The organism is Aeromonas sp. 1805, from assembly GCF_013085525.1.
In the GTDB taxonomy this organism is placed as follows: domain Bacteria; phylum Pseudomonadota; class Gammaproteobacteria; order Enterobacterales; family Aeromonadaceae; genus Aeromonas; species Aeromonas hydrophila.
Window position 1 is genome coordinate 2,199,305 of record NZ_CP038515.1, and the last position, 12,371, is coordinate 2,211,675.

General features: G+C 60.0%; 13 protein-coding genes and 1 pseudogene. 10 read left to right on the plus strand and 4 right to left on the minus strand.

Going from position 1 to position 12,371, the window contains the following annotated elements; all coding sequences use genetic code 11:
• Positions 1-15: 15 nt before the first annotated feature.
• A complete protein-coding gene (gene argR / locus E5E96_RS10460) occupies positions 16-486 on the minus strand; it encodes a transcriptional regulator ArgR (protein WP_005308670.1) in 471 nt (156 codons plus the stop codon).
• Between the two features lie 201 nt (positions 487-687).
• On the opposite strand from argR, the pseudogene E5E96_RS10465 reads away from it, so the two are divergent.
• The 6 genes and pseudogenes from E5E96_RS10465 to E5E96_RS10490 all read left to right on the plus strand — a co-directional run bounded on the left by E5E96_RS10465 (position 688) and on the right by E5E96_RS10490 (position 5,702).
• A pseudogene (locus E5E96_RS10465) lies at positions 688-1,427 on the plus strand (ATP-binding cassette domain-containing protein).
• 25 nt (positions 1,428-1,452) lie between these two features.
• A complete protein-coding gene (locus E5E96_RS10470) occupies positions 1,453-2,190 on the plus strand; it encodes a transporter substrate-binding domain-containing protein (protein WP_171282106.1) in 738 nt (245 codons plus the stop codon).
• A 3-nt stretch (positions 2,191-2,193) separates the two neighbouring features.
• Positions 2,194-2,844, plus strand: a complete 651-nt coding sequence (gene artQ, locus E5E96_RS10475) for an arginine ABC transporter permease ArtQ (RefSeq protein WP_171282107.1) — start codon at positions 2,194-2,196, stop codon at positions 2,842-2,844.
• Positions 2,845-2,846: 2 nt separating this feature from the next.
• Positions 2,847-3,509 (plus strand): arginine ABC transporter permease ArtM, encoded by a 663-nt coding sequence (gene artM, locus E5E96_RS10480; protein WP_016349411.1) that lies wholly within the window; start codon positions 2,847-2,849, stop codon positions 3,507-3,509.
• A gap of 221 nt (positions 3,510-3,730) precedes the next feature.
• Complete coding sequence (gene mdh, locus E5E96_RS10485) at positions 3,731-4,666, plus strand: malate dehydrogenase (protein ID WP_171282108.1); 936 nt, start codon at positions 3,731-3,733, stop codon at positions 4,664-4,666.
• Positions 4,667-5,102: 436 nt separating this feature from the next.
• Positions 5,103-5,702, plus strand: a complete 600-nt coding sequence (locus tag E5E96_RS10490) for a tetratricopeptide repeat protein (RefSeq protein ID WP_024944582.1) — start codon at positions 5,103-5,105, stop codon at positions 5,700-5,702.
• A 102-nt stretch (positions 5,703-5,804) separates the two neighbouring features.
• Here E5E96_RS10490 and hmpA read toward each other — a convergent pair whose 3' ends face one another.
• Positions 5,805-6,998: an NO-inducible flavohemoprotein gene (hmpA, locus tag E5E96_RS10495; RefSeq protein WP_171282109.1), complete on the minus strand. Its 1,194-nt coding sequence runs from the start codon at positions 6,996-6,998 to the stop codon at positions 5,805-5,807.
• A gap of 110 nt (positions 6,999-7,108) precedes the next feature.
• Between hmpA and E5E96_RS10500 the strand changes: the two genes are divergently transcribed.
• The gene (locus E5E96_RS10500) at positions 7,109-7,576 is read left to right on the plus strand and encodes an Rrf2 family transcriptional regulator (protein WP_171282110.1); all 468 of its coding nucleotides are present in this window, start codon (positions 7,109-7,111) and stop codon (positions 7,574-7,576) included.
• A 33-nt stretch (positions 7,577-7,609) separates the two neighbouring features.
• Here E5E96_RS10500 and E5E96_RS10505 read toward each other — a convergent pair whose 3' ends face one another.
• Both E5E96_RS10505 and E5E96_RS10510 read right to left on the minus strand, forming a co-directional pair.
• Entirely contained in the window at positions 7,610-8,890 is a 1,281-nt protein-coding gene (locus E5E96_RS10505; protein ID WP_011704627.1) for an HlyC/CorC family transporter, read from the minus strand.
• A gap of 40 nt (positions 8,891-8,930) precedes the next feature.
• Positions 8,931-9,722, minus strand: coding sequence for an inner membrane protein YpjD (locus tag E5E96_RS10510; protein WP_124253177.1), 792 nt, complete (start codon positions 9,720-9,722; stop codon positions 8,931-8,933).
• 274 nt (positions 9,723-9,996) lie between these two features.
• Between E5E96_RS10510 and ffh the strand changes: the two genes are divergently transcribed.
• The 3 genes from ffh to rimM all read left to right on the plus strand — a co-directional run bounded on the left by ffh (position 9,997) and on the right by rimM (position 12,352).
• Complete coding sequence (ffh, locus tag E5E96_RS10515) at positions 9,997-11,373, plus strand: signal recognition particle protein (protein ID WP_011704629.1); 1,377 nt, start codon at positions 9,997-9,999, stop codon at positions 11,371-11,373.
• 184 nt (positions 11,374-11,557) lie between these two features.
• The gene (gene rpsP / locus E5E96_RS10520) at positions 11,558-11,806 is read left to right on the plus strand and encodes a 30S ribosomal protein S16 (RefSeq protein ID WP_005341383.1); all 249 of its coding nucleotides are present in this window, start codon (positions 11,558-11,560) and stop codon (positions 11,804-11,806) included.
• A gap of 24 nt (positions 11,807-11,830) precedes the next feature.
• Complete coding sequence (gene rimM / locus E5E96_RS10525) at positions 11,831-12,352, plus strand: ribosome maturation factor RimM (RefSeq protein ID WP_011704630.1); 522 nt, start codon at positions 11,831-11,833, stop codon at positions 12,350-12,352.
• Positions 12,353-12,371 lie beyond the last annotated feature (19 nt).

The following is a 12,371-nucleotide window of genomic DNA, read 5'->3' on the forward strand; positions in this document are numbered from 1 at the left end:
ACGCGGCGGCAACCATTACGGCGTCTGTTCGAACAGCTCGAGGGCGGAGAGGTAGAGCTCTTCGATGTCGGTGTCGCTGGTCGGGGTGATGAAGATGGTGTCGTCACCGGCGATGGTGCCGAGGATCCCTTCGGCCTTGCCGAGGGAGTCGAGCAGGCGGGCGATCAGCTGGGCCGCACCCGGGCTGGTGTGGATCACCACCAGGGCACCGTTGTGGTCGACATCCAGCACCAGATTCTTGAGCGGGCTGGAGGTGGTGGGCACGCCCAGTTCCACCGGCAGGCAGTAGACCATTTCCATCTTGGCATTGCGGGTGCGAACGGCGCCGAAGCGGCTCAGCATGCGCGATACCTTGGACTGGTTGATGTTTTCGAAGCCCATCTCTTGCAGGGCAGTCACTATCTCTGCCTGGGAGCCAAATCGTTCTTCTTTCAGCAAGGCTTTAAAGGCCTTGGCCAGTTTTTCTTGCTTGTCGTTATGCTTCATCTTGGACTCACGAATGAGGAGGTTTGGCTGCCTGTCACGCTCAGGCGGCAGATATGAACAGCGTGCCCATTTTGCATTCATATGCCTATTTTTGCAAGGAAGCGGCGCTTGTTCTGCATATTGATTCAAATATAGCTTGCATCCACCCATGCCAACGTTAGAATCAGGACGAAATTTTGAAAACTTATTCAATTGGGCTGTATGGGTATTGAATTAATCGGTATCGAAAAATCCTGGCACAAGGTGCCGGTACTGCAACAGGTCAGCTTTCGGACCGCTCCCGGTGAAACCTTGGTGCTGCTGGGCCCGAGCGGTGCCGGCAAGAGTTCTCTGCTGCGCATGATGAACCTGCTGGACACCCCGGATGCCGGTGTTCTGCGCATCGGCGAAAGTGAATTTTCTTTCCCGTCCAGCCTCTCCACCGCCGAGTTCAACCGCCAGACCCAGGCGTTGCGGCGCAAGGTGGGCATGGTGTTCCAGCAGTACAATCTGTGGCCCCATCTCACCGTGATGGAGAACCTCATCGAGGCGCCGGTCAAGCTGCTCGGCATGAGCAAGGCGGCGGCCATGGAGAAGGGGGTTATCTGCTGGCCCAGTTGCAACTGGCGGACAAGCGCGACGCCTGGCCGGCGCGGCTGTCCGGTGGTCAGCAGCAGCGGGTGGCCATCGCCCGTACCCTGATGATGGATCCCCAGGTGCTGCTGTTTGACGAACCGACCGCAGCCCTCGACCCCGAGATCACCAAGGAAGTGGCGGAGATCATCCGCAACCTGGGCCAGACCGGTATCACCCAGGTGGTGGTGACCCACGAGGTGGAGTTCGCCCGCAAGGTGGCCAGCCAGGTGATCTATCTGGAGAAGGGGCGGATCATCGAAGCCGGCTCCGCCGCCATTTTCCAAGCCCCGCAAACCAGCCGGTTTGCCGAATTCTTGATGCATTGATATTCAAATCGATAAGGAAGCTGTCATGAAAAAGAGTCTGTTGCTGGTCGCCGCCATGGGCCTGCTGAGCACCTCGGTGCTGGCCAAGGAGATCAAGTTCGCCACCGAGGCCACCTATGCGCCGTTCGAATACCTGGACGACAAGAACGAGTTCCAGGGTTTTGACATCGATCTGGCCCGCGCCATCTGTGAACAGGCCAAGCTGGAGTGCAGCTTCCACAACCAGGCCTTTGACAGCCTGATCCCCAGCCTGAAATTCCGTCGCTATGACGCCGCCATCGCCGCCATGGACGTGACCCCGGAGCGTGCCGCCCTGGTCGATTTCTCCGACATCTATTACCAGAACTCCGCCGTGTTCGTGACCAAGAAGGGCGCCTTCAAGGGGCCGGAAGAGCTGGTGGACAAGACCGTCGGCGTGCAGAACGGCACTTCCCACCAGTCCTATCTGGTGGACAACTGGGTGAGCAAGGGTCTGCTGACCGTGCCTTACGCCAGCTACCAGAGCGCCTTCCTCGACATGATGAACGGCCGCACCGACGGCGTGTTTGCCGATACCGCGGTCGCCGCCGACTGGCTCAAGCAGCACAAGGAGTATGCCGTGATCGGCACGCCGGTGACTGACGCCAAGTACTTCGGTACCGGTTTTGGCATCGCGGTGGCCAAGGGCAATCAGGAGCTGCTGACTCAGCTGAACAAGGGGCTGGCCGACATCAAGGCCAACGGCACCTATCAGAAGATCTACGACAAATATTTCGCGCACTAAGCCATGTTGAGCCTGTTGTTGGATGCAGCCTGGATGACCCTCGGGCTGGCCCTGGCATCCCTGGTCGGGGGCATGGTGCTGGCGCTGGCGTTCAGCGCCGCCGAGCTGAGCAAGCAGCGCGCTCTGGTGTGGCCGGTGGCCACTCTCACCACGCTTATTCGCGGGTTGCCCGAGCTGCTGGTGGTGCTGTTCATCTACTTCGGCTCGACCCAGGTGCTGTTCCTCATCACCGGCGAGTACGTGGAGTTCAGTCCGTTTGCCTGCGGCGTACTGGCGCTCTCCCTGCTGTTCGCCAGTTACGCCACCCAGACCCTGCGGGCCGCCCTCAATGCGGTACCCGCCGGGCAGCGGCTGGCGGCGCTGGCGCTCGGCCTTGGCAAGGGGCACATCTTCTTTCGCATCGTGCTGCCCCAGGCCTGGCGTCATGCCCTGCCGGGGCTCGGCAACCAGTGGCTGGTGCTGCTCAAGGATACGGCGCTGGTCTCCCTCATCGGGGTGAACGAGATGATGCGTCAGGCCCAGATGGCCTCGGCCAGCACCTATGAACCCTTCACCTGGTATGCCGCCGCGGCCCTCATCTACCTGGCCATCAGCCTGGTGAGTGAGTTTGGCTTGAAGCAGGCGTCCCGTTACACCCGTCGTTACGGAGGCTGATCATGCAGGATTACCTGATGACCCTGCTGGGTGGCCTGGCGATTACCCTGCAACTCACGGCATTCAGCCTGCTGCTCGGCGTGCTGATGGCGGCGGCCATGACCTGGGTGCTGGAGCGCCGCATTCCGGTGGCGACCCAGCTGGTGCAGCTGTGGGTGCTGATCTTCACCGGCACGCCGCTGCTGATCCAGATCTTCCTCATCTACTACGGGCCGGGCCAGTTTGCCTGGCTCAAAGAGGGGCCGCTCTGGCCGCTGCTCAAGCAGCCCTGGTTCTGCGCCGTGCTGGCACTCGGCTTCAATACCGCCGCCTACTCCACCCGGTTGTTCAAGGGGGCGCTCGATGCCATCCCGGCCGGTGAGGTAGAGGCCTGCCGCGCGCTCGGTTTCTCCGCCGGCCAGACCCTGTGGATGAAGGTGCGCCACGCCGCCCGGCGGCTGGTGCCCGCCTACTCCAACGAGGTGATCCTGGTGCTCAAGGGGAGTTCGCTCGCCAGTACCATCACCATCATGGATGTGATGGGGCTGGCCCAGCGCCTCAATGCCCAGACCTATGACACCCTGGCGGTGTTCACCGTGGCCGGTGCCCTCTACCTGACCATGAACGGATTGTTAACAATTGGTTTTCGTTGGTGTGAACGCCGGGCGCTGGCCTTCCAGGGCTGAAGTCGGTAGATCCACCTATTAATGGTGATGGGAAGTGCAGGAAATCTGTGCTTCCCCTCCAATTTTTTGCATTTCCCCCCATTTTTATTCGCCGCCTGTTTATTGGCTCACAGAACCTGTGATTACAACTGTTATCAGATTGTTTTTTAGGGGGGGATCCTTTAAGGTTGGGCGCACAACAAGAAACAACCTTAAACCTACGCTTAAACATGGAGTTGATCATGAAAGTTGCCGTTCTGGGTGCCGCCGGTGGCATCGGCCAAGCCCTCGCTCTGCTGTTGAAAAACCGTCTGCCTGCTGGTTCCGAATTGAGCCTGTATGACATCGCTCCGGTGACCCCGGGCGTGGCGGTCGATCTGAGCCATATCCCGACTGACGTGAAAGTAAAAGGTTTCTGCGGTGAAGATCCGAGCCCGGCTCTGGTCGGCGCCGATGTCGTGCTGATCTCCGCCGGCGTGGCTCGCAAGCCCGGCATGGATCGTTCCGACCTGTTCAACATCAACGCTGGCATCGTCAAAAATCTGGTGGAAAAGTGCGCCGCCTCCTGCCCGAAAGCGCTGATCGGCATCATCACCAACCCGGTCAACACCACGGTCGCCATCGCCGCCGAAGTGCTGAAGAAAGCCGGTGTCTATGACAAGCGTCGCCTGTTCGGCGTCACCACTCTGGACGTGATCCGTGCCGAGACCTTCGTGGCTGAGGCCAAGGGTCTGAACGTCGACAAGGTGCGCGTCAACGTGATCGGTGGCCACAGTGGCGTGACCATTCTGCCGCTGCTCTCCCAGATCGAAGGTGCCAGCTTCACCGCTGACGAAGTGGCCGCCATGACCAAGCGTATCCAGAACGCCGGTACCGAAGTGGTGGAAGCCAAGGCCGGTGGCGGTTCCGCTACCCTCTCCATGGGCCAGGCTGCCTGCCGTTTCGGCCTGTCGCTCATCAAGGGCCTGCAGGGTGAAGCCAACGTCATCGAGTGCGCCTACGTGGAAGGCGACGGCAAACACGCCACCTTCTTCGCGCAGCCCATCCTGCTTGGCAAGAACGGTGTCGAAACCGTGCTGGAGTACGGCAAGCTGAGCGCCTTCGAACAAGAGGCGATGGATGGCATGCTGGCCACTCTGAAAGCCGATATCCAGCTGGGTGTCGAGTTCGTCAAGTAAGGCGTCCGGATGGACAGCAAGGGGAGCTTCGGCTCCCCTTTGTCGTTATGGTGACGGATGCAGGCGGTGCCGGCCTAAGGGGATGTCACCGGCTGCCGATAACAGGGTGCTGCAGGAGATCCTTATGATGAAACCCATTACCCTTGTCGGCCTTCTCTGTTTGCTGACGCCCCCATTGCTGACGAGCCAGGCGCTGGGGGCCGAGCCTTCCGCCTCTGCCGCCGCGGCGACGAGCGGGGCCGTGGCCGCTTCCGCACCGGCCAGCACGCCGGCGCAGCCGGAGGCAGCGGTCCCATCCGCTGCGACAGCTGTACCGGCGGCTGCGGATACCACGGCTGCGCCATCGGCCAGCCCGGCGACGGCCGATGCACCGGCAGCGGCCCCCATTCCCGCTCCTGTCGCCACGGATAGCGGGCGCTCACCCAATAGCCGCCCCATGACCAGCACCCCGAACAGCAGCAGTGGGCTGAATGTGGACAGCGGCACGCTGCAGGCGGTGCCGCTCTATCGCCAGGACGAGCTGCTCAACTGGATTGAGCAGGGGCGTCACCTGCAGCAGGTAAAGCAGGACAGGTGCCAGCTTACCCAGGATATCGAGGTGCGGGCCGAGGTGATGAAGGTGCCTGCCTATCAGTTTTTGTGGGGAGACATGCTGGCCTGGGGGGTCTGCATCAAGCCCAACGCGGAGCTGGGGGTCAAATTCATGTGGGAGGCGGCCAATCAGGGATTGGCGCCGGCGCTGGAACAACTGGGCCGTTACTACTGGAAAGGCACGCTGGTGCAAAAGGATCTGCTCAAGGCCGAGACCCTGATGCGGGAGGCCGCCAGCCTGGGCTTCCAGCGGGCACAGATAGAGTGGGTGGAGATGCTGCTGCAGGGGATGGGCAGCCCGCTCGACTATGAAGAGGCCTACCACTGGTTGCACAGCACGGTGATCGGCGACAAGGCGCTGCACCAGAAGGCGACCAGTCTGCTGAGCCGGCTCGGCAACCGGATGCCGGCCAATGCCATCGCCCGTGCCAAGGCGATGCACTGAGCCAAAAAAATGACCCACGGATCTGCATCCGTGGGCCGGGAGGCGCCGGCCGCCGTGCCGTGACAGGCTGGCCCCTCAGCTGGTTATAGTGATCAGATCGCCTTACAGATCTTGGTGGGGACCAAAAACTTCGTAATGGAGCTGGCCGGCGGGAATGCCCGCCGCGATCAGCTGCTGCTTGACTGCCTGCATGAAGCCGACGGGACCACAGAAGTAGTAGTGGGCCTGCGGCGTGATGCGCTCCTTCACTGCAGTCAGATCCATGGTACCGGCAAAGTCGTACTCTTCGCCCTGCACATCACTGGCCTGGGGTTCCCGATACCAGACCCGGCTCAGCAGGTTGGCGTTTTGGCGGGACTTTTGCTGAATATCCTCCCTGAAGGCATGTACGGCACCCTGTTCACAGGCGTGCAGCCAGGTGATGTCGGCCTGATGGCCGTTCGCCAGCAGCTGGTTGAGCATGCTCATCATCGGCGTGACACCCACACCGGCGGAGAGCAGCACCACCGGGGTATGGCCATCGGCTTTCAGGTAGAAGTCGCCGGTGGGGGGCATCACCTCAATCTTGTCACCTGCTTGCAGATGATCGTGCAGCAGGTTGGAAACCTGGCCCTGCGGCTCGCGCTTGACGCTGATGCGGTAGTGCTGGCCATTGGGCGCATCGGAGAGGGAGTACTGGCGGATCTCCTGATATTCCAGCTCGGGGTGGACCAGCTTGATGCTGAGGTACTGGCCCGGCTTGAAGTCCAGTACCGGCTTGCCATCCACCGGCGCCAGCAGGAAGGAGGTGATGAGTTCGCTCTCGACCCGCTTCTCCTTGACCAGGAAGGGGCGGGAACCCTGCCAGCCACCTGCCTGGCTCGCCTTCTCCTGATAAATCTCGCTCTCGCGGCCGATGAAGATGCTGGCGAGCACGCCATACGCCTTGCCCCAGGCATCCAGCACCTCGTCGGTGACCGCACTTCCACCCAATTCTTTGAGCGTGGCCAAGAGATGACTACCTACAATGTGATATTGTTCTGGCTGGATCAGGAAACCCGTGTGCTTGTGGGCGATACGCTCCACGGCCCCGGCCAGTGCCCCCAGGTTGTCGATGTTCTTGGCATAGGCCGCCACCGCATTGAACAACGCCAGCGGCTGACCGCCGCTGCGCTGGTGCGCCAGGTTGAAAATGTCCTTCAGTTCCGGGTTATGGCTGAACATGCGCTGGTAGAAGTGCTGGGTGAGTGCGGGGCCCGCCGATTCGAGCAAAGGGATGGTGCTTTTGATGACGGCGATGGTGGCTTGGTCTAACATAGGGGGTCCTTGCTAATTGAACATCTAAAATGTCACTTAATAAGCTGCATCCTAGATGTTTATTTGATCTGAATCAATAATCAATTTCCGCGCGATGCGCCACAGGCACTATGAGACTAACTAGCTATACCGATTTTGGATTGAGAGCCCTGCTCTATCTGGCGACCCTGCCGGAGGGCGAATTGTCGAGCGTGGCCAAGGTCTCCGCCTTGTATGACGTCTCCCGCAATCACATGGTGAAGGTGGTGAACCAGCTGGTGAAACTGGGCTATCTGCAGTCCCAGCGCGGCAAGAATGGCGGGATCCGCATGGCTTGTGCGCCGGAGACCGTCAACATCGGTCAGGTGATCCGGGCGCTGGAAGGGAATCTGGACGGGATAGATTGCGGCTCGCCGGCCTGCCACATCGTCTCGGTCTGTCTGCTGAAGAATGCCCTGAAGGAGGCGATGAACGCCTTTCTGGCGGTGATGGACAGCTATACCCTGCATGACCTGCTGGCCAATCGCGACGAGCTGCAGAAGGTATTTGGCGAATTGATCCCGACTCTGGTGCTGGAGCCGGATGAAGAGAGCGAGTGAGCAAGAAAAAAGGCTGCCAGTGGCAGCCTTTTTTCAATCTTCAAAACCAGACTCGTTACGGTATAAATCAGGCATTATCCGCGCCATCTTCACCATGTTGTTCTCCACTTCCAGGATCTCGATGGGGTAACCGGCCAGCCGCAAGCTGATGTTGGGCTGGGGGATCTCCTCCAGGTATTCCAGGATGGCGCCATTGAGCGTTCTCGGTCCGTCGATGGGCAGTTGCCAGCTCATCTCCTTGTTCAGCTCACGGATGCTGGCGGAGCCCTCCACCAGGAAGGAGCCGTCCGGCTGGGGGTGGATCTCGTCGCTGGGAGCGGGGGTCATGGAGGTGGTGAAGTCGCCTACTATCTCTTCCAGAATGTCGTCCAGGGTGATCAACCCCTGAATGTCGCCGTACTCGTCAACGATCAGGCCGATCCGCTCCTTGTTGCGCTGGAACTTGGCCAGCTGGACGTTGAGCGGCGTTCCCTCCGGGATGAAGTAGATCTCGTCCACCTCCCGCAGCAGGCTCGACTTGTTGAACTGATCTCTGGCCATCAGCCGCAGTGCGTCGCGGGCGTGCAGAAAGCCCACCACGTCGTCGATGTTGTCGCGATAGAGCAGGATCTTGGTGTGGGCGCAGTGGGCCAGCTGGCGCAGTATGGTTTTCCAGTCGTCGTTGATGTCGATGGCGTAGATCTCGCTGCGCGGCACCATGATGTGCTCCACCGTCATCTTGTCCAGATCCAGAATGCTGAGCAGCATCTCCTGATGACGCTGGGGGATGAGGCTGCCGGCCTCGTTGACTATGGTGCGCAGCTCCTCGGTATTGAGGGCGTCATCCTTGCTGGGGTTGAGCCGCAGCAGCTTGAGCAGGCCGCTGGTGATGCCGTTGATCAGCCAGACCAGCGGAGAGAGCGGCACCATCAGCCCCTTGAGCACCCAGGAGGCCGGGTAGGCAATCTTCTCCGGGAACATGGCCGCCAGGGTCTTGGGGGTCACTTCACCAAACACCAGCACGATCAGGGTCAGGCCGAAGGTGGCGATGGCCACCCCCAAATCGCCGAAGACGCGAATACAGACGATGGTGGCGATGGCCGAGGCGAGGATGTTGACCAGGTTGTTGCCGATCAGGATCAGCCCCAGCAGGCGATCCGGGCGAGAGAGCAGCTTTTCTACCCGGCGGGCAGCCTTGTGTTTGGTCTGGGCCAGATGCCGCAACTTGTAGCGGTTGAGGGACATCATGCCGGTTTCGGAACTGGAGAAAAAAGCAGACAAGAGGATCAAGATAACGAGAACAATCAGCAATGTACTCGTTGAGATACTGTCCAAGAAGGGCTCCTGTGGGAGTGGGTGATAAAAAGGGTAGCGGTCAGCTCAACAAGACTTCTTTGACGAAGCGGCTGCCAAAATAGGCCAGGGTCAGAATGAAGCTGCCGATCAGGCTCAAGGTGATGACCTTGCGACCGCGCCAGCCACGGGTATGGTGGCCCCACAGCAGCAGCACGTAGACGCACCAAGCCAGGATCGAGAGGATGGCCTTGTGGGATTTGCCCTGGGCGAACATGTCTTCGAGGAAGAACAGGCCGGAGGCAATGGAGAGAGTCAGCAGGAACAGACCCGCCGAGATGAGCTGGAACAGCCGCTTCTCCACCGTCATCAGGGGCGGCATGGCGGGCAGCTGGCTGATCTTGCGCGATTTGAGCTGCCGGTCCAGACAGGCGAGCTGCAGCGCAAACAGGCAGGCGATCATCAATACCGAGTAAGCCATTAGCGCCAGACCAATGTGCAACAGCAGCTGGGGATGGGCCTCCAGATGGGTGATGTAGCGACCGGGAATGAGGGCGCTGGCGGCCAGCAGCAGGGCCGAGAAGCTGTAGACCACTGGCAGCAGGATCCAGCCGTTGAAGCGGCGGGTGACGCAGGTCATGAAGCTGCTGATGATGAGACTGACCAGCGAGGCTACGTTGAGCATGCTCAGATTCTGGCCGGAGTGAGTCACCAGCACTTCGCCGGCCACGGCGGTGCCATGGGCGATCAGGGCCAGTCCGATGCAGGCAAACAGGGGGGCTTGTCCCACTGGTTTGGCACTGAGCAGCAGGTGCAGAGAGGCGATGATGGCCAGCAGATAGAACGCCAGGGCCAGAACAGAGATCACGATCATAACCGGGTCGTTGTCGAGCAAGCGATTGGGAATAGGAAGGGCAGTATACCTTGCACAAGATGTGCTCGCCAGTTGTGCAGCCGCCGATCCGCCCATATATAGGCAGCAGTCTGCCGCAGCGGCGCGCACCAGAAGGTGCGCCGGCACCGGCCGAAATACCAGCCGCCAGCCCTTTTTGAGGGCAGGCCACCGTCGTGTGCGGCGAATAATCGTCCTCATTGCGCCGGCTGAGGTATAATGCCCCCATTTGTTACGCCAAGAACCGGAATGCGTCATGTTTGAGAATTTGACTGAACGACTCTCGCGCACCCTGCGCAATGTCAGCGGCCGTGGTCGTCTGACCGAAGAGAACATCAAAGAGACCTTGCGCGAAGTTCGCATGGCGCTGCTCGAGGCGGACGTCGCCCTGCCGGTGGTGCGTGACTTCGTGGCTCGCGTCAAGGAGCGGGCGGTTGGCCAGGAAGTGGCCAAGTCCCTGAGCCCGGGCCAGGCCTTCATCAAGATTGTGCATGGCGAACTGGTCTCCGTGATGGGGGAGGCCAACGAGCAGCTCAATCTGGCGGCCCAGCCACCGGCCATCATCCTGATGGCGGGTCTGCAGGGGGCCGGTAAAACCACCACGGTCGGCAAGCTGGCCAAGCTGCTCAAAGAGCGCAGCAAGAAGAAGGTGCTGGTGGTCAGTGCCGACGTCTATCGCCCGGCAGCGATCAAACAGCTGGAAACCCTGGCCAATGACATCGGTGTCGACTTCTTCCCGAGCGATGCCAGCCAGAAGCCGGTCGACATCGCCAATGCGGCCATCGATCAGGCGCGCAAGAAGTTCTATGACGTGGTGATCGTCGATACCGCCGGCCGCCTGCACGTCGACAGCGACATGATGGACGAGATCAAGCATCTTCACGCCACCATCAAGCCGGTCGAGACCCTGTTCGTGGTGGATGCCATGACCGGTCAGGATGCCGCCAACACCGCCAAGGCCTTCAACGAGGCGCTGCCGCTCACCGGCGTGATCCTGACCAAGGCGGACGGCGATGCTCGCGGTGGTGCCGCCCTGTCGGTGCGCCACATCACCGGCAAACCGGTCAAGTTCATCGGTATGGGCGAGAAGACCGATGCGCTGGAGCCGTTCCACCCGGATCGTCTGGCCTCCCGCATCCTCGGCATGGGCGACGTGCTCTCCCTCATCGAAGAGGTGGAGCGCAACGTCGATAAAGAGAAGGCGGCCAAGCTGGCCAGCAAGGTCAAGAGCGGCAAGGGCTTCGATCTGGAAGATTTCCGCGAGCAGCTGGCCCAGATGCGCAACATGGGCGGCATGATGGGCATGCTCGACAAGCTGCCGGGCATGTCCGGCCTGCCGGACAACATCAAGGATCAGATGGATGACAAGCTCACCGTGCGGATGGAGGCCATCATCAGCTCCATGACGCCCAAGGAGCGTGCCCATCCCGACCTCATCAAGGGCTCTCGCAAGCGTCGTATCGCCGCGGGTTCCGGCATGCAGGTGCAGGACGTGAACAAGCTGCTCAAGCAGTTCACCGAGATGCAGCGGATGATGAAGAAGATGTCCGGCAAGGGCGGCATGCGCAAGATGATGGGGCAGATGAAGAACATGCTGCCGCCCGGATTCGGTGGTGGCCGCGGCCCCTTCTGATTGCCGGGTCGTCATGCACACGTCAGGGGCTCACCACGGGTGAGCCCTTTTCATGGGGCCGCTTGTGCAAAAAATGGCTGGCTTGGTTGCAATTATTACGAATCCAAGTAGAATTACGCGGCTTATTTTAAGCTAGGGTCCGCGTGTTTGCGGGCCTTGTTCATTAGATGTTAATGAGGACGATATGGTAACCATTCGTTTACAACGTGGTGGCGCGAAAAAGCGTCCGTTCTACCAGGTAGTAGTTGCTGACAGCCGTAACGCCCGTGACGGTCGTTTCATCGAGCGCGTTGGTTTCTTCAACCCGGTTGCTTCTGGTAACGCTGAAAAGCTGAACCTGGACCTGGCTCGCATCGAGCATTGGGTTGGTACTGGTGCCGCTGTTTCTGACCGCGTTGCCAAGCTGATCAAAGACGCTGCCAAAGCTGCTTAATCAGCCAAACGGTAAGGAGTTAAGGTGGAAAAACCTGTAGTTCTGGGCACCCTGGGTACCGTTTACGGCATCAAGGGCTGGCTTAAAGTGAACTCCTTCACCGATGTTGCCGAAGCGATTTTCGATTACAACCCCTGGCTGATCAATCAGAACGGGGTGTGGCGTGAAATTCAGGTTTCATCCTGGAAGCGTCACAACAAGGGTCTGATTTGCAAACTCGATGGTATCGACGTGCGCGAGGATGCCCTAGCATTGACCAATGTCGAGATTGGCGTAGCCGCCGATCTGTTGCCTGCGTTGCCTGAGGGCGAGTTCTACTGGCGTGACCTGATTGGTTGCTCGGTAGTGACCACCAAGGGATACGACCTGGGCAAGGTGACCGAATTGATGGAAACCGGCTCCAACGATGTGTTGGTGGTTGAGGCCAATGTAAAAGATGCCTTTGGTGCGAAGGAGCGGTTGATTCCGTTCCTGGAAGAGCAGGTGATCAAGAACATTGATCTGACTGCTCGAACAATCGAAGTTGATTGGGATCCTGGTTTCTAGTTTCCCGCGCTAACACGGG

Bases quoted from the DNA above. Each gene is read 5' to 3' on its own strand.
- E5E96_RS10510 (WP_124253177.1), bottom strand. From the start codon at position 9,722: ATGATCGTGATCTCTGTTCTGGCCCTGGCGTTCTATCTGCTGGCCATC.
- hmpA (WP_171282109.1), bottom strand. From the start codon at position 6,998: ATGTTAGACCAAGCCACCATCGCCGTCATCAAAAGCACCATCCCTTTG.
- ffh (WP_011704629.1), top strand. From the start codon at position 9,997: ATGTTTGAGAATTTGACTGAACGACTCTCGCGCACCCTGCGCAATGTC.
- E5E96_RS10490 (WP_024944582.1), top strand. From the start codon at position 5,103: ATGACCAGCACCCCGAACAGCAGCAGTGGGCTGAATGTGGACAGCGGC.
- mdh (WP_171282108.1), top strand. From the start codon at position 3,731: ATGAAAGTTGCCGTTCTGGGTGCCGCCGGTGGCATCGGCCAAGCCCTC.
- rpsP (WP_005341383.1), top strand. From the start codon at position 11,558: ATGGTAACCATTCGTTTACAACGTGGTGGCGCGAAAAAGCGTCCGTTC.
- E5E96_RS10500 (WP_171282110.1), top strand. From the start codon at position 7,109: ATGAGACTAACTAGCTATACCGATTTTGGATTGAGAGCCCTGCTCTAT.
- artM (WP_016349411.1), top strand. From the start codon at position 2,847: ATGCAGGATTACCTGATGACCCTGCTGGGTGGCCTGGCGATTACCCTG.
- E5E96_RS10470 (WP_171282106.1), top strand. From the start codon at position 1,453: ATGAAAAAGAGTCTGTTGCTGGTCGCCGCCATGGGCCTGCTGAGCACC.
- argR (WP_005308670.1), bottom strand. From the start codon at position 486: ATGAAGCATAACGACAAGCAAGAAAAACTGGCCAAGGCCTTTAAAGCC.
- artQ (WP_171282107.1), top strand. From the start codon at position 2,194: ATGTTGAGCCTGTTGTTGGATGCAGCCTGGATGACCCTCGGGCTGGCC.